This window comes from Colwellia sp. MB3u-41, from assembly GCF_014076845.1.
GTDB lineage: Bacteria > Pseudomonadota > Gammaproteobacteria > Enterobacterales > Alteromonadaceae > Colwellia_A.
The window spans coordinates 290,518-313,046 of the sequence record NZ_JACGUT010000077.1; the positions used below are offsets into that span (position 1 = coordinate 290,518).

General features: G+C 40.3%; 21 protein-coding genes and 1 tRNA gene. 21 read left to right on the top strand and 1 reads right to left on the bottom strand.

All coding sequences use genetic code 11. The features are described 5' to 3' along the window. The first annotated feature begins 3 nt into the window (after nt 1-3). The 8 genes from secY to H4J73_RS10560 all read left to right on the top strand — a co-directional run bounded on the left by secY (nt 4) and on the right by H4J73_RS10560 (nt 5,566). On the top strand, nt 4-1,332 hold the full coding sequence (gene secY / locus H4J73_RS10525) for a preprotein translocase subunit SecY (RefSeq protein WP_182180542.1): 1,329 nt from the start codon (nt 4-6) through the stop codon (nt 1,330-1,332). 38 nt (nt 1,333-1,370) lie between these two features. Then, nucleotides 1,371-1,484 (top strand): 50S ribosomal protein L36, encoded by a 114-nt coding sequence (rpmJ, locus tag H4J73_RS10530; RefSeq protein WP_083277954.1) that lies wholly within the window; start codon nt 1,371-1,373, stop codon nt 1,482-1,484. Between the two features lie 158 nt (nt 1,485-1,642). Beyond that, nucleotides 1,643-1,999, top strand: a complete 357-nt coding sequence (gene rpsM, locus H4J73_RS10535; protein ID WP_070375059.1) for a 30S ribosomal protein S13 — start codon at nt 1,643-1,645, stop codon at nt 1,997-1,999. A gap of 13 nt (nt 2,000-2,012) precedes the next feature. Next, the gene (rpsK, locus tag H4J73_RS10540; protein ID WP_070375058.1) at nt 2,013-2,402 is read left to right on the top strand and encodes a 30S ribosomal protein S11; all 390 of its coding nucleotides are present in this window, start codon (nt 2,013-2,015) and stop codon (nt 2,400-2,402) included. Nucleotides 2,403-2,434: 32 nt separating this feature from the next. After that, a complete protein-coding gene (rpsD, locus tag H4J73_RS10545) occupies nt 2,435-3,055 on the top strand; it encodes a 30S ribosomal protein S4 (protein ID WP_182180540.1) in 621 nt (206 codons plus the stop codon). A 24-nt stretch (nt 3,056-3,079) separates the two neighbouring features. Next, a complete protein-coding gene (locus tag H4J73_RS10550) occupies nt 3,080-4,069 on the top strand; it encodes a DNA-directed RNA polymerase subunit alpha (RefSeq protein ID WP_182180538.1) in 990 nt (329 codons plus the stop codon). 43 nt (nt 4,070-4,112) lie between these two features. Beyond that, entirely contained in the window at nt 4,113-4,517 is a 405-nt protein-coding gene (gene rplQ / locus H4J73_RS10555; protein WP_182180536.1) for a 50S ribosomal protein L17, read from the top strand. 149 nt (nt 4,518-4,666) lie between these two features. After that, a complete protein-coding gene (locus H4J73_RS10560) occupies nt 4,667-5,566 on the top strand; it encodes a phosphoribulokinase (protein ID WP_182180534.1) in 900 nt (299 codons plus the stop codon). Between the two features lie 46 nt (nt 5,567-5,612). Here H4J73_RS10560 and H4J73_RS10565 read toward each other — a convergent pair whose 3' ends face one another. Next, nucleotides 5,613-6,017: an OsmC family protein gene (locus H4J73_RS10565; RefSeq protein ID WP_182180532.1), complete on the bottom strand. Its 405-nt coding sequence runs from the start codon at nt 6,015-6,017 to the stop codon at nt 5,613-5,615. Between the two features lie 251 nt (nt 6,018-6,268). Here H4J73_RS10565 and H4J73_RS10570 point away from each other — a divergent pair. From H4J73_RS10570 to H4J73_RS10630, 13 genes are all read left to right on the top strand, one after another. Beyond that, nucleotides 6,269-6,345: transfer RNA gene (locus H4J73_RS10570), tRNA-Trp, on the top strand. Between the two features lie 87 nt (nt 6,346-6,432). Next, the gene (secE, locus tag H4J73_RS10575) at nt 6,433-6,813 is read left to right on the top strand and encodes a preprotein translocase subunit SecE (RefSeq protein ID WP_182180530.1); all 381 of its coding nucleotides are present in this window, start codon (nt 6,433-6,435) and stop codon (nt 6,811-6,813) included. Between the two features lie 2 nt (nt 6,814-6,815). Next, a complete protein-coding gene (gene nusG / locus H4J73_RS10580; protein WP_220460067.1) occupies nt 6,816-7,412 on the top strand; it encodes a transcription termination/antitermination protein NusG in 597 nt (198 codons plus the stop codon). A gap of 275 nt (nt 7,413-7,687) precedes the next feature. Continuing rightward, nucleotides 7,688-8,116, top strand: coding sequence for a 50S ribosomal protein L11 (rplK, locus tag H4J73_RS10585; RefSeq protein WP_182180528.1), 429 nt, complete (start codon nt 7,688-7,690; stop codon nt 8,114-8,116). Between the two features lie 3 nt (nt 8,117-8,119). Further along, nucleotides 8,120-8,824, top strand: coding sequence for a 50S ribosomal protein L1 (gene rplA, locus H4J73_RS10590; protein ID WP_182180526.1), 705 nt, complete (start codon nt 8,120-8,122; stop codon nt 8,822-8,824). A gap of 299 nt (nt 8,825-9,123) precedes the next feature. Next, entirely contained in the window at nt 9,124-9,618 is a 495-nt protein-coding gene (gene rplJ / locus H4J73_RS10595) for a 50S ribosomal protein L10 (RefSeq protein WP_182180524.1), read from the top strand. A gap of 99 nt (nt 9,619-9,717) precedes the next feature. Next, nucleotides 9,718-10,077 carry a 50S ribosomal protein L7/L12 gene (gene rplL, locus H4J73_RS10600; protein ID WP_182180522.1) on the top strand — a complete coding sequence of 120 codons (360 nt, stop codon included), beginning with the start codon at nt 9,718-9,720 and terminating at the stop codon, nt 10,075-10,077. Between the two features lie 260 nt (nt 10,078-10,337). After that, the gene (gene rpoB, locus H4J73_RS10605) at nt 10,338-14,366 is read left to right on the top strand and encodes a DNA-directed RNA polymerase subunit beta (RefSeq protein WP_182180520.1); all 4,029 of its coding nucleotides are present in this window, start codon (nt 10,338-10,340) and stop codon (nt 14,364-14,366) included. Nucleotides 14,367-14,467: 101 nt separating this feature from the next. Further along, entirely contained in the window at nt 14,468-18,679 is a 4,212-nt protein-coding gene (rpoC, locus tag H4J73_RS10610; RefSeq protein WP_182180518.1) for a DNA-directed RNA polymerase subunit beta', read from the top strand. Between the two features lie 186 nt (nt 18,680-18,865). Beyond that, nucleotides 18,866-19,240: a 30S ribosomal protein S12 gene (gene rpsL, locus H4J73_RS10615; RefSeq protein WP_011045492.1), complete on the top strand. Its 375-nt coding sequence runs from the start codon at nt 18,866-18,868 to the stop codon at nt 19,238-19,240. 116 nt (nt 19,241-19,356) lie between these two features. After that, a complete protein-coding gene (gene rpsG, locus H4J73_RS10620) occupies nt 19,357-19,830 on the top strand; it encodes a 30S ribosomal protein S7 (RefSeq protein ID WP_070375045.1) in 474 nt (157 codons plus the stop codon). 213 nt (nt 19,831-20,043) lie between these two features. Next, nucleotides 20,044-22,152, top strand: coding sequence for an elongation factor G (gene fusA, locus H4J73_RS10625; protein ID WP_182180516.1), 2,109 nt, complete (start codon nt 20,044-20,046; stop codon nt 22,150-22,152). A gap of 78 nt (nt 22,153-22,230) precedes the next feature. Beyond that, the coding region (locus tag H4J73_RS10630; protein ID WP_259366696.1) for a GTP-binding protein at nt 22,231-22,529 on the top strand (299 nt) is incomplete at its 3' end.

Sequence of the window (22,529 nt, forward strand, 5' to 3'; positions counted from 1 at the left end):
AGCATGGCTACACCAGGAATGGCTACTTCACAAAGTGGTAAAGGCGCAGGCGGAATGTCTGAGCTTAAGCAAAGATTATGGTTTGTTCTCGGCGCCCTCATTGTGTTCCGTTTAGGATCATTTGTGCCAATCCCTGGTATTGACGCCGCTGTATTAGCTCAGTTGTTTGAACAACAAAAGGGCACCATTGTAGAAATGTTTAACATGTTCTCTGGTGGTGCACTTGAGCGAGCCTCTGTATTGGCGCTAGGTATTATGCCGTACATCTCAGCTTCAATTATCATGCAATTGCTCACTGTGGTTCATCCCGCAATGGCAGAGCTGAAAAAAGAAGGTGAAGCTGGACGTCGTAAGATCAGCCAATACACCCGCTACGGCACGTTAGTCTTAGCGACAGTACAATCAATTGCAATTGCAAGAAGTTTACCAGGAATGATGCCGGGTCTAGTAATGGACGCTGGTTTTGGTTTCTACTTTGCTGCGGTAGTAAGTTTAGTAACCGGTACCATGTTTTTGATGTGGTTAGGCGAACAAATTACTGAACGTGGTATTGGTAACGGTATATCAATCTTGATTTTTGCAGGTATTGTTGCTGGCATGCCCTCGGCTGTTGCACAAACAGCTGAAATGGCGCGTCAAGGTGAATTGCACTTATTAGTATTATTGCTGATGTGTGTCATAGTATTCGCTGTAACATTTTTTGTAGTATTTGTGGAACGTGGTCAACGACGTATTGTTGTTAACTATGCTAAACGTCAGCAAGGCCGTAAGGTTTTTGCTGCCCAAAGCACACATTTACCACTGAAAGTGAATATGGCTGGTGTTATACCACCAATCTTTGCATCAAGTATTATCTTGTTCCCTGGCACTCTAGCGAGCTGGTTCGGGCAAGGTGAAGGTGCAGTTGCTGACTTTTTACAAGAAGTATCTATTGCTATTTCTCCAGGTCAGCCGTTGTACGTTATGTTACTTGCCGCAGCGATAATATTTTTCTGTTTCTTTTACACGGCTCTTGTTTTCAATCCGCGTGAAACAGCAGATAACCTAAAAAAATCAGGTGCGTTTATTCCTGGGATACGTCCTGGCGAGCAAACGTCTAAATATATAGATAAAGTGATGACACGTTTAACCCTAGCCGGTGCGTTGTATATTACCTTTATCTGTTTGGTACCTCAGTTCATGATCATCGCATGGGACGTTCAGTTCTACTTCGGTGGTACATCATTACTTATTATAGTAGTGGTTATTATGGACTTTATGGCACAAGTACAAACGCATATGATGTCTCATCAATATGATAATGTGCTTAAGAAAGCTAACTTAAAAGGTTAGGCCGTTAGGCTTAATTTAATAGGTAAACGGAGTATAAAATGAAAGTACGTGCATCCGTAAAAAAGATTTGTCGTAATTGTAAAGTGGTTAAACGCAAAGGCGTAGTACGCATTCTTTGTGTTGAACCTAAGCACAAGCAAAGACAAGGTTAAGTTTAGATTTATCTAAGCTGACAGCAATATCTTTTAGAAGTAGCATTGTGCAGAGATTTCTGTATAATGCCGCTTCGATTTGCAGAAAAGAAGACGGGTTGGGTATCCTAACGGGCTTTCCAACCTGATAATTTTAACCTTAAATAGGAGATGTGTTAGTGGCCCGTATCGCTGGCATTAACATCCCTGATCGTAAGCATGCAGTAATCGCCATTACTGCGATTTTCGGTATCGGAGCGACTCGCGCAAAAGCAATTTGTGCAGCCGCAGGTATCGCAGAATCAACGAAGATCAGTGAATTAGACGAAGCAAAAATAGATTTGCTACGTGCTGAAGTGGATAAATACACCGTAGAAGGTGATTTACGCCGTGAAGTTTCAATGAATATTAAACGTCTTATGGATTTAGGTTGTTACCGTGGCATACGTCATCGTCGCAGTCTTCCTCTACGTGGTCAACGCACTAAAACAAATGCGCGTACCCGTAAAGGTCCTCGTAAGCCAATTAAGAAGTAAGAGGAACTAGACAATGGCTAAAACACCTGTACGTACGCGTAAACGCGTTAAAAAACAAGTTGCTGATGGCATGGCTCATATCCACGCCTCTTTCAACAACACAATCGTAACTCTTACAGATCGTCAAGGTAATGCTTTATCTTGGGCAACTGCGGGTGGTTCAGGTTTTCGTGGTTCACGAAAATCAACACCCTTCGCTGCTCAGGTAGCTGCAGACCGCGCTGGCGCCGCTGCAAAAGAGTTTGGTTTGAAGAATATTGAAGTGTTCGTTAAAGGCCCTGGACCAGGACGTGAGTCTGCTATCCGTGCTTTAAATGCTGCTGGTTTTAAAATCACCAACATTACTGACGTTACGCCTATTCCTCATAATGGTTGTCGTCCTCCTAAGAAACGTCGCGTTTAATCGCACTTTTCTAGGATAGTTGGAGAAAGAAAATGGCTAGATATTTAGGTCCTAAGTTAAAGCTTAGTCGTCGCGAAGGAACAGATTTGTTCCTTAAAAGCGGTGTTAGAGCAATTGACACTAAATGTAAAATCGAAACAATACCAGGTCAGCACGGCGCACGTCGCGGTCGTTTGTCTGATTACGGTATTCAACTTCGTGAAAAACAAAAAGTTCGTCGTATATATGGCGTACTAGAAAAGCAATTCCGTAATTACTATAAAGAAGCGGCTCGTTTGAAAGGTAATACAGGTGAAAACTTGTTACAACTTTTAGAGAAGCGTCTTGATAATGTAGTATACCGTATGGGCTATGCAAGCACTCGTGCTGAAGCCCGTCAACTTGTTAGCCATAAAGCTATCGTAGTTAACGGCGTAGTTGTTAATATTCCATCTTTCAATGTTAAAGCTGAAGATGCAGTTTCTATTCGTGAGAAATCTAAAACTCAAGCACGTATTATCGCTGCTTTAGAATTAGCTGAACAACGTGAGAAACCAGTCTGGGTTGAAGTAGATAACAAGAAACTTGAAGGCGTTTTTAAACGTGTTCCTGATCGTTCTGACTTGTCTGCTGAAATTAATGAACAGTTAATTGTTGAACTTTACTCTAAGTAAAGTAGCACTTAAGAGAGGACACATATGCAGGGTTCTGTAACCGAATTCCTTAGACCACGACTGGTTGGTATTGAAACCATTAGTGCAACTCGTGCTAAGGTAACTTTAGAGCCATTAGAACGTGGTTTTGGTCATACTTTAGGTAATGCGTTACGTCGCATTCTTTTATCTTCAATGCCAGGTTGTGCTGTAACTGAAGTTGAAATTGATGGCGTTCTACACGAATACAGTAGTAAAGAGGGTGTTCAAGAAGACATCATCGAAATATTGTTGAACCTTAAGGGATTAGCTATAAGTTTAGAAGGTAAAAACGAAGCTGTTATTACTTTAACTAAATCCGGTGAAGGCCCTGTAACGGCAGCTGATATCCAACATGACGGTGATGTAGAAATTGCAAATCCAAATCATGTAATCTGTAATTTAACAGGTGAAGGTTCTATCAGTATGCGCATCAAAATTGAAATGGGACGTGGTTATGTTCCTGCTTCAGTAAGACGCGACGCCGAGGATGAAGATCGTGCTATAGGACGTTTGTTAGTAGATGCTTCGTTCAGTCCAGTTGTAAGAATTGCTTACGATGTTGACTCAGCTCGAGTTGAACAGCGTACCGATTTAGACAAACTTGTACTTGATATGGAAACCAATGGTACATTGGATCCAGAAGAGGCTATTCGTCGTGCTTCAACGATTTTAGCTGAACAGCTAGATGCGTTTGTAGAATTGCGTGATATTAAAGAAGTAGAGCAAGTAGAAGCTAAGCCTTTATTTGACCCTATTTTGCTTCGTCCAGTAGATGATCTTGAATTAACAGTTCGTTCAGCTAACTGTTTAAAAGCAGAAGCAATTCAATATATTGGCGATTTAGTACAGCGTGCAGAAGTTGAACTTCTTAAAACACCTAATTTAGGTAAGAAGTCTTTAACAGAAATCAAAGACGTTTTGGCGTCTCGTGGTTTATCTTTAGGTATGCGCCTTGAAAATTGGCCACCTGAAAGCATCGCTGATAACGACTAATTCGTTCATCATTTTTTTAATAGTTTGAGAGAAGGATTAACTTATGCGCCATCGTCAAAGCGGTCGCCAGTTAAACCGTAATAGCAGTCATCGTAAAGCGATGTTCCGCAATATGGCAAGCTCTTTAGTTAAGCACGGTCTTATTAGAACGACTGTAGCAAAAGCTAAAGAACTACGTATGGTAATAGAGCCATTGATTACATTGGCTAAGACCGACAGTGTTGCAAATCGCCGTTTAGCGTTTGCTCGTACACAAGATAAAGAAGTAGTAGGTATTTTATTTAACGAACTTGGTGCTCGTTACCAAGACCGTCCAGGTGGATATACTCGCGTTTTAAAATGCGGTTTCCGTACTGGTGATAAAGCACCTATGGCTTACATTGAATTAGTAGACCGTCCTGCAGTTGAAGATGCTGTAGAAGAAGTTGAAGAATCAGTTGAAGCATAATTTAGCCTAGCTAAATTTACTTTAAAATTAAAAACGGAGCTTCGGCTCCGTTTTTGTTTTTAAAAATAAGCTAAATGATATTTTTGTAAAACTTGACCCACCTTCAAATTCTCCGTATAACATTTATCTTACCCCAAAGAGAATTAACTATGTCATCACGCAACCCTATTATTGCTGTAACCGGATCCTCAGGTGCAGGTACGTCTACTACAATAGAGTCGTTTGCACACATATTTCGGTCTCTTGGAGTCACTCCTGCTACAGTCGAAGGTGACAGCTTTCATCGATATTCCCGACAAGAAATGGATCTAGAGAAACGTAAAGCAAGAGAGGAGCGAAGAAACATTAGTTACTTTGGCGATGAGGCTAATGACTTTGATGCTTTAGAAAAGCTTTTTAGAAACTATTCTGAAACAGGTAAAGGGGAGATGCGCCGATACCTTCATACATTCGACGAAGCGGTTCCTTATAATCAAATGCCTGGTACATTTACACCATGGGAAAAGTTAGCAGATGGCACAGACTTGCTCTTCTATGAAGGATTACATGGTGGGGTTGTTACCAAAAAAAACGATGTCGCGAAGCATGTTGATTTATTAATTGGCATGGTACCGATAGTAAACCTAGAATGGATCCAGAAAATAATTCGTGATACTAATCATCGTGGACATAGTCGAGAAGCAGTCACTGCGAGTATCGTTCGTAGCATGGAAGATTATATTTCTTACATTACACCGCAGTTTTCAAAAACACATATCAATTTCCAACGTGTACCTACGGTTGATACGTCAAACCCTTTTAGTGCAAAAGCGATCCCTAGTCTTGATGAAAGCTTTGTCGTCATCCGCTTTCGTGAAGCAACTGGTGTAGACTTTCCTTATTATTTATCAATGATTGATGGAGCATTTATGTCACGTATTAATACTTTAGTTGTGCCTGGGGGAAAGATGGGGCTTGCCATGGAGTTACTTTTAACGCCACTTATTCAAGATTTAATGAATAAGAAACATAAAGCTAATCAGCAGTTAGATTGGATGACTGATTTATAGAACAAAGGTGCTGTGTTTAAAAAGACTACAGCACCAATAATATCGGTTAATCGTCAATAATCTCAAAGTCATGAGTAATATTAACCGTTTTATTCAACATTAATGCTACGGAGCAGTATTTATCGGCTGAAAGTTTAACCGCTCTTTCGACATGCTTTTCAGCGACCTCTTGCCCTGTGATAACAAAGCGAAGATGGATGTCTGAAAACATTTTTGGTACAGAATCTACACGTTTTGCTTGGATATCTACACGACAAGCACTGATGTTTTGTCGCGATTTTTCTAGAATACTAACAATATCAACTGAGGAACACGCCCCTAAAGAAATGAGAACATTTTCTAGTGGACTAGGCGCAGAGGTTCCTGCATTCGCGTCTAAAAGAATTGTATGGCCGCTATCAGAAGTGCCCATAAATAATTCTTTACCCATCCATTTTACACTTGCCTTCATTGTTATACCTTATAGTTACTTATTATCTAATAATATCTTAACTTGCATCGATAGAATTTTACTAGTGAACAGTTGAGATAACGGGAAAAAGATATTTCAAACCAAGAAACATCAGACAAAACAAAATATCACTTGAGAAAAGTAATATCATTAGTATAATAGCGCCTCACTTCTTGAGTCTCTTTTAATTCCCAAAAAAACTAAGATTCACCAGAAAAGTGAAACTCTTCATCTAAGATGAAAAGTAAATTAGGGGTATAGTTCCAATTGGTAGAACAGCGGTCTCCAAAACCGACGGTTGGGAGTTCGAATCTCTCTACCCCTGCCATATTTTATAAAGTAGTTTTTAATACTTTTGAAGTAACTTCAGTGATGAAGTTAACATGCCATAGGCAAATATTTACGGGTCAATATTATGAATGCAAGTACAGAAAGCCAGCCAAACGGGTCTCTTGATTCACTAAAGTGGATGATCGTCCTCCTTCTTTTAGCTGGAGTCGTTTTCGCTAATTATTTCTACGGTGATGAATCCGTTTTATATCGTGCGATAGGTGCAGTCGTAGGTATAGTTGTTGCTGGTTTTATCGCCATGCAAACAGTTAAAGGCCACAATGCCGTTGCATTCGCAAAAGAATCACGTACCGAAATTCGTAAAGTTGTCTGGCCAACTCGCCAAGAAGCTATACAAACGACAGGTATCGTTTTATTTGCTACTTTTATCATGTCACTCGTTATGTGGGGACTTGATTCTACTCTATTTTGGGTAGTTGGCTTTATTACAGGTTTACAGGTTTAATTATGACTGAAGAAAATTTACCATCTGAAGAGAATGAACAAAACGAAGAAAAAGTAGTGAATACGAACCCAAAGTTGCGTTGGTATGTTGTTCAAGCTTTCTCTGGCTATGAAGGTCGAGTGCAAAAAACATTAGTTGAGCATATCGAGATTCAGGGCTTACATGAAAAGTTTGGTCAAATACTTGTTCCTACCGAAGAAGTTGTTGAAATGCGTGCAGGTCAAAAGCGTAAAAGTTCACGTAAATTCTTTCCAGGTTATGTTTTAGTTCAAATGGAAATGGATGTTGAAGCATGGCATCTAGTAAAAAGTGTGCCACGCGTATTAGGCTTCATTGGTGGAACCAGTGATCGTCCAGCGCCTATTTCACAAAAAGAAGCTGATCGTATTTTGCAACGTCTCGAAGATACTGATAAGCCTCGTCCTAAGACACTCTTTGAGCCCGGCGAAGTGGTTCGTGTTATTGACGGTCCATTTGCCGACTTTAATGGTGTTGTTGAAGAATTAGATTACGATAAAAACCGTATTAAAGTATCGGTTTTGATTTTTGGTCGCTCTACACCAGTAGATTTAGAGTTTGGTCAAGTCGAAAAAGGCTAGTACCTCAATAAAACCATACAATACACAAAAGGCTAAAGATGTAAATCTTTAGCCTTTTTCTTTGCCCTTAATAAAAAAATACTGTTATTGTTCAGTACGTATAAGGCCAGCAAAACTTTCTATTTAAAAAACTTGTGTAACTTGCCCTATTTAATATATAATCCGCTGCCTATTTTTTTTAAACGACATTGTTGCTTAAAAAAAAACAGGGTAAATCGTACAACGGGGAGCTGAATAGTCTTTAGCGTTTGAACCCAAACTAAAGGTATTGAAAAATGGCTAAGAAAGTCCAAGCTTTAATCAAGCTACAAGTTGCTGCTGGTGCAGCAAATCCGTCACCGCCTGTTGGTCCTGCATTAGGTCAACACGGTGTGAACATCATGGAATTCTGTAAAGCGTTTAACGCAAAAACAGATTCTTTAGAAAAAGGCGCTCCAGTTCCAGTAGTTATTACTGTCTACAGTGACCGTTCTTTCACGTTCGAAACAAAAACTCCACCTGCATCTTACTTATTAAAGAAAGCAGCTGGCATAAAAAGCGGCTCTGGTCGTCCTAACACAGATAAAGTTGGAACTGTTACTACAGCACAACTTGAAGAAATTGTTAAGACAAAAGAATCTGATTTAACTGCTAGTTCATTAGAAGCTGCAGTGCGTACCATTGCGGGTTCTGCTCGTTCAATGGGTTTAGTGGTAGAGGACTAATCAATGACTAAATTATCAAAACGCGCTCGTCTTATCCGTGAAAAAGTAGACGTATTAAAAGATTATGACATTGCAGAAGCAATCTCATTATTAAAAGAATTAGCAACTGCTAAATTCCGTGAAAGTGTAGATGTTGCTGTAAATCTTGGCATCGATGCTCGTAAATCAGACCAAAATGTACGTGGCGCAGCTGTATTACCAAATGGTACAGGTCGTGATGTTCGTGTTGCTGTATTTACACAGGGTGCAAATGCTGAGAAAGCGAAAGAAGCTGGTGCTGACATCGTAGGTATGGAAGATTTAGCTGAATTAGTTAAAAAAGGCGAGATGAACTTTGATGTTGTTATCGCTTCTCCAGATGCTATGCGTGTTGTTGGTCAACTAGGTCAGATATTAGGCCCTCGCGGTTTAATGCCTAACCCAAAAGTTGGTACCGTAACGCCAGATGTTGTAACCGCTATTAACAATGCAAAATCGGGTCAAATCCGTTACCGCAATGATAAAAACGGTATCATCCATACTACTATTGGTAAGGCTGATTTCGACGACGCTAAATTACAAGAAAACCTAGAGTTCTTATTGGAAGCTTTAAAGAAAGCTAAACCAGCAAATGCTAAAGGTCAGTATATTAAGAAACTTTCTATTTCAACTACAATGGGTGCCGGTGTATCGGTAAACCAAGCTAGTTTGACAGCAGTTTCTAAGTAAAGTCCCTATCATGGTACTTTACAAGGGTTAAATTATAGACTATAATTTCGCCCTTAAAAATTTTGGTAGGTGTTGTTTTCTTCTTTAACAAGATTAAACAACCCCGTCAAAGACCGTAGGAGTTTTATCGATAATTATTTATCACATTTAACTTAATTTTTCCTACGTAGATGGTGATTACCCAGTATTTCCTAATTCTGGTCCTCGCCGTAACGGCCTAAGTTAATGACTGTAAAAGGTAGTAGCTTAGGGATAGTAAATACCGGTTTATGTAACCGGTGAACCAGGAGTTAAAGCCAATGGCTATCAATCTTGATGACAAAAAGGCAATTGTTGCTGAAGTTCAAGAAGCTGCTAGTGGCGCTCACTCAGTTGTAATCGCGGATGCCCGTGGTGTTACAGTTGAAGCAATTACTGCATTGCGTAAGCAAGCACGTGACAATGGCGTATGGATGAAGGTTGTTCGTAACACATTAGCACGTCGTGCAGTAGAAGGTACTCAATTTGAATGTGTTTCTGACGTATTCAAAGGTCCTTCATTAGTTGCTTTTTCATCTGATCACCCAGGTGCTGCTGCACGTTTATTCACAGACTTCGCTAAAAAGAACGAAGCCTTTGAATTAAAAGCAGCTGCATTTGAAGGTAATTCAGTAGACGTAAATATGTTAGCTAAGCTACCTACTTACGACGAAGCGATTGCACGTTTAATGAGCGCAATGAAAGAAGCATCTGCAGGCAAATTGGTCCGCACGATTGCTGCAGTACGCGATCAGAAAGAACAAGAAGCTGCTTAATAATTGTTTACCTCTTAAATTTAAGAGCACAATTTGCACTTTTTGTATTTATAGTTATTTATAACAACCTTAGGTTGTTAATTGAACAGGAAATTAAAAATGTCTATTTCTAAAGACGATATCCTAAACGCAGTTGCTGAAATGTCAGTAATGGACGTTGTTGCTTTAATTGAAGCAATGGAAGAAAAATTTGGCGTATCTGCATCAGCTGCTGTTGCCGCTGCTGGACCTGCTGAAGCTGCTGAAGAGCAAACTGAATTCAACGTTATTATGACTAGCTTCGGTGAGAAGAAAGTTGCAGTAATTAAAGCAGTTCGTGGCGCTACAGGTTTAGGCCTTAAAGAAGCTAAAGACTTAGTTGAAGCTCTTGGCACTGTTAAAGAAGGCGTTGATAAAGCTGAAGCTGATTCGCTTAAGACACTTCTTGAAGAAGCTGGTGCTTCTGTTGAGATCAAATAATCTGTTTTTAAACAGATTATTTGCCTGAAAAGGCAATGGCTGGTGACTTTAAAGTTACCGGCCTTTTTGCGCTAAAGAAAGTGGTTTTTTTAAACCAAAAAAGTGCATAATTTGATACTAAATGTATTAAGTATCATTGCAATATCCTGTCTGATACCAATTGGATTAGCTAACAAAATGTATGAAACTATACTAAAGTTGTCTAGTCCAATTGGTATTTTAAAGGCAGATCGGCCATAACCAGCAAGCTGAGGAACCCCATGGTTTACTCTTACTCCGAAAAGAAACGTATTCGCAAGGACTTTGGTAAAAGCATACAAGTAATGGACTATCCATTCTTGTTATCAATCCAACTCGAATCTTTCCGTAAGTTTATTGATATTGATCCAACAGGTGAAACAGGCCTAGAGGCTGCGTTTCATTCTATTTTCCCAATTAAAGCCTACTCTGGTAGCTCAGAGTTACAATATGTGAGCTACAGACTTGGCGAACCGTTATTTGACGTCAAAGAATGTCAAATCCGCGGTGTAACCTATTCTGCGCCGCTTCGCGTAAAATTACGTTTAGTAGTTTACGATAAAGAAGCGCCAGCAGGCACAGTTAAAGATATCAAAGAACAAGAAGTATACATGGGTGAAATCCCATTAATGACAGACAACGGTACGTTTGTTATTAATGGTACTGAGCGTGTTATTGTTTCGCAATTACATCGTTCTCCTGGTGTGTTTTTCGATCATGATAAAGGTAAAACACACTCATCGGGTAAAGTGTTATATAACGCACGTGTTATTCCTTACCGTGGTTCTTGGTTGGATTTTGAGTTCGATCCAAAAGATAACTTATTTGTACGTATTGATCGCCGTCGTAAATTACCAGCATCAATCATATTACGTGCATTAGAATATTCTACTGAAGAAATTCTAGATATGTTCTATGACACCACTGACTTCTCAATCAAAGGCGATAAGTTGATCATGGATCTAATCCCTGAACGCTTACGTGGTGAAACGGCAACGTTTGACATTTGCTTGAAAAATGGTGATGTATTGGTAGAGCAAGGACGTCGTATAACTGCCCGTCATATTCGTTCTTTATCTAAAGAAAACCTTGAAAAGCTTGAAGTTCCAGCTGAGTACATCGTTGGTAAGGTTTTATCTAAAGCTTACATTGATGAGTCTACTGGTGAAGTTATCGCTGAAGCCAATGCTGAAATAACATTAGAGCTATTAGCAGAGCTTAGCCAAGCAGGTCATAAAGTTCTTTCTACATTGTACATGAATGAATTCGATGTCGGTTCATATATGTCTGACACTATTCGTGTTGATGGTACCTCAAATAAGCTTGAAGCTTTAGTTGAGATTTACCGTATGATGCGTCCAGGCGAGCCGCCAACAAAAGATGCAGCAGAAACGTTATTTACTAACTTATTTTTCGCATCAGAACGTTATGACTTATCAACGGTAGGTCGTATGAAGTTCAACCGTCGTGTTGGTAATTCAGACGATGTTGGTACAGGCATTTTATCTAACGATGACATTATTTCAGTAATGAGAACTTTAATCGCCATTCGTGACGGTAAAGGCGAAACTGACGATATCGATCACTTAGGTAACCGTCGTATTCGCTCTGTAGGCGAAATGGCAGAAAACCAATTCCGTGTTGGTTTAGTGCGTGTTGAACGTGCGGTTCGTGAGCGTTTAAGTCTTGGTGACTTAGATGCGATCATGCCACAAGATTTAATTAACGCTAAGCCAATTTCTGCGGCTGTGAAAGAATTCTTTGGTTCTTCACAATTGTCACAGTTTATGGATCAGAACAACCCGTTATCAGAAGTGACGCATAAACGTCGTATCTCAGCATTAGGCCCAGGCGGTCTAACGCGTGAACGTGCCGGTTTTGAAGTTCGAGATGTACATCCTACCCATTATGGTCGTGTATGTCCTATTGAAACGCCGGAAGGTCCAAACATTGGTTTGATCAATTCACTTTCGTGTTATGCACGTACTAACGATTATGGGTTCTTAGAAACTCCTTATCGTAAAGTAATTGATGGTTTAGTAACTGATGAGATAGATTATTTATCAGCAATTGAAGAAGGTAACTTCGTTATTGCCCAAACGACTGCTGCGGTTGATAGTGAAGGTAAGTTAGTTGATGGCTTAGTACAATGTCGTCACAAAAATGAATTTACACTTATTTCAGCAGAACAAGTTCAATATATGGACGTCTCGCCACAACAGATCATTTCAGTTGCAGCAAGTTTAATTCCATTCCTCGAGCACGATGATGCTAACAGAGCCTTGATGGGTTCAAACATGCAACGTCAAGCGGTACCAACTCTTATCGTTGATAAGCCTTTAGTCGGTACGGGTATGGAAAAAGTAGTTGCTGTTGACTCAGGTGTTACAGCCGTTGCTAAACGTGGTGGTGTAGTCAGCTATGTAGACTCTTCACGTATCGTTGTTAAAGTTAACGAAGATGAAATGCATGCTGGTGAAGCAGGTATTGATATTTACAACTTAACAAAATACACACGTTCTAACCAAAATACATGTATCAACCAGCGTCCACAGTGTCGTATGGGCGAACCTGTAACTCGTGGTGATGTTTTAGCCGATGGTCCTTCAACGGACATGGGTGAATTAGCCCTTGGTCAAAACATGCGTATAGCGTTTATGCCTTGGAATGGTTACAACTTCGAAGATTCAATGTTGTTATCTGAACGTGTTGCTACTGAAGATCGTTTTACTACGGTACATATTCAAGAGTTAACCTGTATCGCGCGTGACACAAAATTAGGTAGTGAAGAAATTACTTCTGATATCCCTAACGTAGGCGAATCAGCATTATCTAAATTAGATGAAGCGGGTGTTGTTTACATCGGTGCTGAAGTTAATGGTGGCGACATCTTAGTGGGTAAAGTTACTCCTAAAGGTGAAACTCAATTAACACCAGAAGAAAAACTTTTAAGAGCAATCTTTGGTGAAAAAGCTGCTGACGTTAAAGACAGCTCTTTACGTGTACCTAATTCAGTTAAAGGTACTATCATCGACGTGCAAATCTTCACCCGTGACGGTGTAGAAAAAGATAAACGCGCTGTTGAAATTGAAGAATTACAACTTAAAGAAGTTAAGAAAGATTTAGGCGATGAATTTAGCATCTTAGAAGATGGTATTTATGCTCGTGCTAAAAATCTCCTTTTATCTGCTGGCTTAAACGAATCAGACATTAATAGTATGTCTCGTGCAAATTGGTTAGTTCAAAACTTGTCTGACGAAGGTCAACAATCTGAACTTGAACAAATTGCTGAGCAATACGACAACATTAAAGCTGACTTTGATAAGAAGTTTGAAATTAAACGTCGTAAGATCACCCAAGGTGCTGATTTGGCTCCAGGTGTTCTTAAAATCATCAAAGTTTATTTAGCGATAAAACGCCACATCCAACCGGGTGATAAAATGGCCGGTCGTCATGGTAACAAAGGTGTTATTTCAAACGTAGTTCCAGTAGAAGATATGCCTTACGATCAGTTTGGTGTTCCTGTTGATGTGGTACTTAACCCGTTAGGTGTTCCATCACGTATGAACATTGGTCAGATCTTAGAGACTCATCTAGGTATGGCGTGTCGTGGTATTGGCGAAAAAATCAACCGTATGTTAGAAGCACAACAAGAAATTCATAAACTACGTAACTTCATTCAAGAAGTTTACAATGTTGGTGAATCTCGTCAAGTTGTTGACATTGCAAGTTTCTCTGATGACGAAGTGATGCGTTTAGCGAACAACTTACGTGCTGGTCTTCCTATTGCTACACCCGCTTTTGATGGTGCTGCAGAGAAAGAAATCAAAGAGATGTTCAAACTTGCAGATATGCCTGAAAGTGGTCAGTTTATCTTAACTGATGGTCGTACTGGTCGTGAATTTGAACGTCCTGTAACGGTTGGCTACATGTATATGTTAAAACTTAACCATTTGGTTGATGACAAAATGCATGCACGTTCAACAGGCTCTTACTCATTAGTTACGCAACAACCACTTGGTGGTAAAGCGCAATTTGGTGGTCAACGCTTTGGTGAGATGGAAGTATGGGCACTAGAAGCTTACGGTGCTGCTTACACGCTACAAGAAATGTTAACGGTTAAATCTGATGATGTTAACGGTCGTACTAAGATGTATAAAAACTTAGTAGACGGTGATCACAGAATGGAACCAGGCATTCCTGAATCATTCAACGTACTGTTGAAAGAAATTCGTTCGTTAGGTATTAACATCGAATTAGACCAGGACTAGCCTCGAAAGCTGCATGCTGACTATCAATTTGATGAGTCAGTACACGGAGAAAGCAGGCAACTGCTTTCTCTTTAAGGTTTAACTCCGACAGGAGAAGAAGTGTGAAAGATTTACTTAAGTTTCTTAAGCAACAAAATCAAACAGAAGAGTTCGATGGTATACGTATCGGACTAGCCTCACCTGACCAGATTCGTTCTTGGTCATTTGGTGAAGTAAAAAAACCTGAAACGATTAACTACCGTACGTTCAAACCTGAACGTGATGGCTTGTTTTGTGCGCGTATTTTTGGTCCAGTAAAAGATTACGAATGTCTATGTGGCAAATATAAGCGTTTAAAGCATCGTGGTGTTATTTGTGAAAAATGTGGCGTTGAAGTTACATTAACAAAAGTTCGTCGTGACCGTATGGGCCATATCGAATTAGCTAGCCCCGTTGCACATATCTGGTTCTTAAAATCATTACCTTCACGTATTGGTTTGTTACTTGATATGACGCTTCGTGATATCGAACGTGTCCTTTACTTTGAATCCTATGTTGTTACTGAACCTGGTATGACAACATTAGAAAAAAGCCAAATTCTAACTGAAGAAGAATATCTTGACGCGTTAGAAGAACACGGTGATGAATTTGACGCCCTAATGGGTGCAGAAGCTGTTTTAGCTTTACTACAACAAATCGATTTAGAAGGCGAAGTAGCGCAAATGCGTGAAGAGCTTCCTGAAATTGGTAGTGAAACTAAGCGTAAAAAAGTGACAAAACGTTTAAAGTTAATGGAAGCATTTGCCGCTTCAGGTAACAAACCTGAGTGGATGATCATGAACGTACTGCCCATTTTACCACCGGATTTACGTCCGTTAGTACCTTTGGATGGTGGCCGTTTTGCTACGTCTGATTTGAACGATTTATACCGTCGTGTTATTAACCGTAACAACCGTTTAAAGCGTCTTCTAGACTTAGTAGCACCAGACATTATCGTACGTAACGAAAAACGTATGTTACAAGAGTCTGTTGATGCACTTCTTGATAACGGTCGTCGTGGTCGCGCAATTACCGGTTCTAACAAACGTCCTCTTAAATCTCTTGCCGATATGATTAAAGGTAAGCAAGGTCGTTTCCGTCAGAATCTATTGGGTAAACGTGTTGATTACTCTGGTCGTTCTGTAATTACTGTTGGTCCTACACTACGTTTACACCAGTGTGGTTTACCAAAAAAAATGGCACTTGAATTATTCAAGCCATTTATTTACGGTAAATTAGAAGCTCGTGGTTTAGCGACTACGATTAAAGCAGCTAAAAAATTAGTTGAACGTGAAGGCGCTGAAGTTTGGGATGTACTTGACGAAGTGATCCGTGAACATCCGGTAATGCTTAACCGTGCACCAACACTTCATAGACTAGGTATTCAAGCATTTGAACCTGTTCTTATTGAAGGTAAAGCGATTCACTTGCATCCACTGGTTTGTGCGGCATACAACGCCGATTTCGATGGTGACCAAATGGCGGTACACGTACCGTTAACTATTGAAGCACAAATGGAAGCTCGTACTTTAATGATGTCTACTAATAACGTGCTATCACCAGCAAACGGTGAGCCGATTATTGTACCATCACAAGATGTTGTTTTAGGTTTGTACTACTTAACACGTGACCGTGTTAATGGTTTAGGTGAAGGCATGGTTTTTGCCGACACTAAAGAAGCTGAAAAGGCTTACCGTACTGGCGTTGCTGAACTTCACGCCCGTGTGAAAATTCGTATCACAGAATACTTTAAAGACGAAGAAGGTAACTTTACTGTTCCTAAAACGACTTTACGTGATACCACGGTCGGCCGTGCCATTATGTGGCAAGTTTGTCCACAAGGTATGCCTTATGATCTAATCGATCAACCGCTGGGTAAAAAACCTATTTCGAAACTGATTAACCATGCTTACCGTAATTTAGGTTTGAAAGAAACGGTTATTTTTGCTGACCAAATCATGTACACAGGCTTCCATTATGCGATGATCGCGGGTTGTTCTGTTGGTATTGATGATATGGTTATTCCTGATGCTAAATACACTATTATCGAAGAGTCGGAAGAAGAAGTTGCTGAAATCCAAACTCAATTCGAGCAAGGTTTAGTGACTCAAGGCGAAAAATATAACAAAGTTATTGATATTTGGTCATCTGCCAACGAGAAAATCTCAAAAGCGATGATGGACAATTTATCGAAAGAAACAGTTATTAACCGTGATGGCGTTCCAGAAGAGCAAGATTCATTCAACTCTATCTACATGATGGCTGACTCGGGTGCTCGTGGTAGTGCTGCTCAGATCCGTCAGTTAGCAGGTATGCGTGGCTTGATGGCAAAACCAGATGGTTCTATCATCGAAACGCCAATCAAAGCTAACTTCCGTGAAGGTTTGAACGTATCAGAATACTTCATCTCAACTCACGGGGCGCGTAAAGGTCTTGCCGATACAGCATTGAAAACAGCTAACTCGGGTTACTTAACTCGTCGTTTGGTTGATGTTGCACAAGATTTGGTTGTTACTGAACATGATTGTGGTACCTACGACGGTCTACAAATGACGCCACTTATCGAAGGTGGTGATGTTGTTGAACCATTAAGAGAACGTGTTCTTGGTCGTGTTGTTGCTGAAGATGTTATCAAGCCGGGTACTGACGAAGTTTTATTACCACGTAATACGTTAATAGACGAAGCTTTATGTGATTTCATTGAAGAAAACTCAATTGATCAAATGAAAGTACGTTCAATTATTACCTGTAAAACTGATTTTGGTATTTGTGCTCATTGTTACGGTCGTGATTTAGCTCGTGGACATATGATCAATCAAGGTGAAGCTATTGGTGTTGTTGCAGCACAATCAATTGGTGAACCTGGTACACAGCTTACCATGCGTACGTTTCACATCGGTGGTGCCGCATCGCGTGCTTCTGCTGAGAACAACGTACAAGTTAAAAACACTGGTACCTTGAAACTTCAAAATGCTAAGTTTGTAACAAACTCTGAAGACCATCTTGTTATTACCTCACGTTCTTCTGAAATGACGGTAATTGATGAACTCGGTCGTGAAAAAGAACGCTATAAAGTTCCTTACGGTTCTGTTCTTTCTAAGAAAGATGGTGGTTCAATTGTTGCCGGTGAAATTATCGCCAACTGGGACCCACATACTCACCCTATTATTACGGAAGTAGCGGGTAAAGTTCAGTTTGTTGACCTTTCTGATGGCGTGACTATGGTTCGTCAAACGGATGATCTTACTGGTTTATCAAGTATTATCGTTACTGACGCAGGTCAACGTAATGCTACCGGTAAAGAAATGCGTCCAGCATTGAAACTTATCGATGCTAAAGGCGATGAAGTAATGATTGCAGGGACTGAAATCCCAGCACTTTACTACTTACCAGGTAATGCTATTGTAAACTTGGAAGATGGCGCGGATGTAAATATTGGTGATGCACTTGCTCGTATACCACAGGCAAGTTCAAAAACGCGTGATATTACCGGTGGTCTTCCACGTGTTGCTGATTTATTTGAAGCGCGTAAGCCTAAACTTCCTGCTATTCTTGCAGAGAAAACAGGTGTTGTTGCTTTCGGTAAAGAAACTAAAGGCAAAGTACGTCTATTGATCACTCAGCCTAGCGGTGAAGTTTACGAAGAGATGATTCCTAAAACGCGTCTTTTAAATATCTATGAAGGTGAGCCAGTGATTAAAGGTGAAGTTATTGCCGATGGTCCTGAGTCTCCGCATGATATCTTGCGTTTACGTGGTGTTGCGCCTGTTGCTAATTACATTGTTAACGAAGTACAAGAAGTATATCGTTTACAAGGTGTTAAAATTAACGACAAGCACATCGAAGTTATCGTCCGTCAAATGATTCGCAAGTGTGAAATCTTAGACGCCGGTGATAGTGATTTCTTGAAAGGCGAACAAGTAGAAGTAGCACGCGTGAATATTTCAAATCGTGAGCTTGAATCTGCTGGTAAGCAACCTGCTGAATACGAAATGCAAATGATGGGCATTACTAAAGCATCATTAGCAACTGAATCGTTTATTTCAGCGGCATCTTTCCAAGAAACAACACGTGTACTTACTGAAGCTGCTGTCGCAGGTAAGAAAGATAAGTTACGTGGCTTGAAAGAAAACGTTATCGTTGGTCGTTTAATCCCTGCAGGTACGGGTTATTCATACCACCAAGAACGTGCTAAACGTAAACTACAAGCAAAAATGCCTGCCGTTGAAGAAGTCGCTGTTTCAGCTGACGATGCAGCACAAGCATTAACTGACGCACTAAATGCTAGTGATTAAGTAAAAAATATAGCGTTAATGGCCTGTGCTACTTGACAGGCCATAGCTTGACCTATAGAATTCCGCGACCCTATATTCTGTACTGTTTATGTATAGCATTTAAGGTCGCGGATTTTCACGTTTATAAGGGTGTAAGTTTCTCATTGATTGGAATTTGCACAAGTTTAACTAATCGGGAGCTATTTAATGGCAACTATTAACCAATTAGTACGTAAACCACGTGTAAGACAAGTAACTAAAAGTAACGTTCCAGCGTTACAAGCTTGTCCACAACGTCGTGGCGTATGTACTCGTGTGTATACAACTACACCGAAAAAACCTAACTCAGCACTTCGTAAAGTTGCTCGTGTTCGTTTAACTAACGGCTTCGAAGTAACTTCATACATCGGTGGTGAAGGACATAATTTACAAGAGCATAGCGTTATTTTAATACGCGGTGGCCGTGTAAAAGATTTACCGGGTGTGCGTTATCACACCGTTCGTGGCGCGCTTGATTGTTCAGGTGTAAGCGACAGAAGACAAGGCCGTTCTAAATACGGTGCTAAACGACCTAAATCTTAAGTTTTCCTCTCTAACTCCTTATAGATAGGAAGAGAAAAAAACGTTAAGTAAGGCCAAATAAGAAATTTTTAAATTTATATATTTTGGATTAATCCTGAATACTACGGAGAATTAAGATGCCAAGAAGACGCGTCGTAGGGCAACGTAAAATATTGCCAGATCCTAAGTTCCATAACGAACTTTTAGCAAAATTCATCAACATCCTTATGGTTGATGGTAAAAAATCTACTGCAGAAAAAATTGTTTACGGTGCATTAGACATTTTAACTGAAAAAAACAGCGAGAAAACTCACTTAGAGCTTTTCGAAACTGCTTTAGATAATATCCGCCCATCTGTCGAAGTTAAATCTCGTCGTGTTGGTGGTTCTACTTATCAAGTACCAGTTGAAGTTCGTCCAGTTCGTCGTAATGCTCTAGCCATGCGTTGGTTAGTTGAAGCAGCTCGTAAACGTGGTGAAAAATCAATGGCTCAGCGCCTAGCTAACGAAATGTTAGATGCGTCTGACAGCAAAGGTTCAGCGGTTAAGAAACGTGAAGACGTTCACCGTATGGCTGATGCTAACAAAGCGTTCGCTCACTACCGCTGGTAAGCTAGCAGTTTTGAATGGATGTATGATTTACCCTTTGCATATGCTTAGGGTAAATACATGGCTAGCAAGAGTTTCTCTTGCTAGCCATACTAACTTTTACGGACTGATGCTTTGTACAGTTCAAAAAGTAGTATTAAACAAATACTCACCGCTTACGCGAATATTTATTTAATAGTACTAATTATTAGTGACTAAGAATTAGAGGATTTCATTTTGGCACGTATCACCCCTATTGAGCGCTACCGTAATATTGGTATCTGTGCGCACGTAGATGCTGGCAAAACGACAACCACAGAACGTGTTTTGTTTTACACGGGGCTTTCTCACAGAATTGGTGAAGTGCATGATGGCGCTGCCACAATGGACTGGATGGAACAAGAGCAAGAGCGCGGTATTACCATTACTTCTGCAGCGACTACCTGTTTCTGGAAGGGGATGGATGCGCAATTCGTTGACCATCGCATTAATATTATTGATACTCCTGGCCATGTTGACTTCACTATCGAAGTTGAACGTTCATTACGTGTACTCGATGGTGCAGTATTAGTGTTATGTGCATCTTCTGGTGTTCAACCACAAACAGAAACTGTTTGGCGTCAAATGGAAAAGTATGCGGTTCCACGCATTGTTTTTGTCAACAAAATGGATCGCACGGGTGCAGACTTTCTTTCTGTTGTTGGTCAGCTAAAAGCACGTCTAAAAGCAAACGCTGTTCCTATTCAGTTGCCGATTGGGTCTGAAGAAGACTTTAAAGGTGTTATTGATCTTGTCAAAATGAAAGTGATCAACTGGAATGAAGACGATTACGGCATGACTTTTACTTATTCAGCAATACCTGACGATATGCAAGACCTTGCCGATGAGTGGCGTGAAAATATGATTTCAGAAGCGGCTGAAGTCTCAGATGATTTAATGGAAAAGTATCTAGAAGGTGTTGATTTGACTGAAGTTGAAATTAAATCAGCCCTTCGCCAGCGCACGCTTAATAATGAAATCATTCTTTGTACTTGTGGCTCTGCTTTTAAAAATAAAGGCGTACAAGCTGTTTTAGATGCCGTTATTGACTATTTACCTTCACCAACTGAAGTTGCTGCGATTACCGGTATTAGTAATGATAAAAATGAGACACCCGCGACTCGTGCCGCTGATGACAGCGCACCATTTTCAGCTTTGGCTTTTAAAATTGCCACTGACCCTTTCGTAGGAACACTTACCTTTTTCCGTGTTTATTCGGGTGTCGTAAAAACAGGTGACAGCGTTTTTAATCCTATCAAAGGAAAAAAAGAACGTTTAGGCCGTCTTGTACAGATGCATGCCAATGATCGTAAAGAAATTAAAGAAGTACGTGCTGGCGATATCGCTGCAGCCATTGGTTTGAAGGATGTTACTACAGGTGAGACCTTGTGTGATGCAAATCATGTGATCACACTTGAGAGAATGGAATTTCCAGATCCAGTAATTTCAATTGCTGTTGAGCCGAAAACCATCGCTTCTCAAGATAAGTTAGCCCTTGCATTAAGTAAATTATCAGCTGAAGATCCATCGTTTAAAGTGGCATCTGATGAAGAAACAGGCCAAACGATAATTTCTGGCATGGGTGAGCTACACTTAGACATCATTGTTGAACGTATGAAGCGCGAGTTTGGCGTTGAATGTAATGTTGGTAAACCACAAGTCGCTTATCGTGAAACGATTCGTTCAACGGTTGAAGTTGAAGGTAAATTTGTTCGACAATCAGGTGGTAAAGGTCAGTTTGGCCACGTCTGGTTGAAAATGGAGCCCTTACCTGAAGGTGGTGGTTTCGAGTTTGTTAACGAAATTGTTGGCGGTAGTGTTCCTAAAGAATATATCCCCGCCATAGAAAAAGGCTGTTTTGAGCAAATGGATAGTGGCGTTTTAGCTGGTTACCCGATGCTTGATGTTAAAGTAACACTTTATGACGGTTCTTTTCATGACGTTGACTCTAACGAAATGGCGTTTAAAGTTGCTGCTTCAATGGGATTTAGAGAAGGGGCGTTAAAAGCTACGCCAACTCTTCTAGAGCCTATGATGAAAGTAGAAGTTACAACGCCAGAAGAAAACATGGGTGATGTCGTTGGCGATTTAAATCGTCGTCGCGGTATGATCGATGGCATGGACGAAGGTCCTGCTGGCTCTAAGGTAGTGAATGCAACAGTACCACTGTCTGAAATGTTTGGTTATGCTACTGCATTACGCAGTGCAACACAGGGCCGCGCCTCTTATTCTATGGAATTTTTACAATACAGTGAAGCTCCTAAGAATGTAGTTGCGGCAATAACAGAATCTCTTGGAATCTCGTAAGACACTCACTTATAGTTAGTGAAAGTCTAGCTCGGTCGTCTTGGCTGCGCTTTTAATAAACTTTAAGGTAAATGAAAAATGGCTAAAGCAAAATTTGAACGTTTAAAACCGCATGTTAACGTTGGTACTATCGGTCACGTCGATCACGGTAAAACAACTTTAACAGCTGCTATCTCTGCAGTATTAACTAAAGTACACGGTGGTGAAGTTAAAGATTTCGCACAAATCGATAATGCTCCTGAAGAGCGTGAGCGTGGTATTACAATCAATACTTCTCACATCGAGTACGATACAGAAGCTCGTCACTACGCACACGTAGATTGTCCTGGTCACGCCGATTACATCAAAAACATGATCACTGGTGCTGCACAAATGGA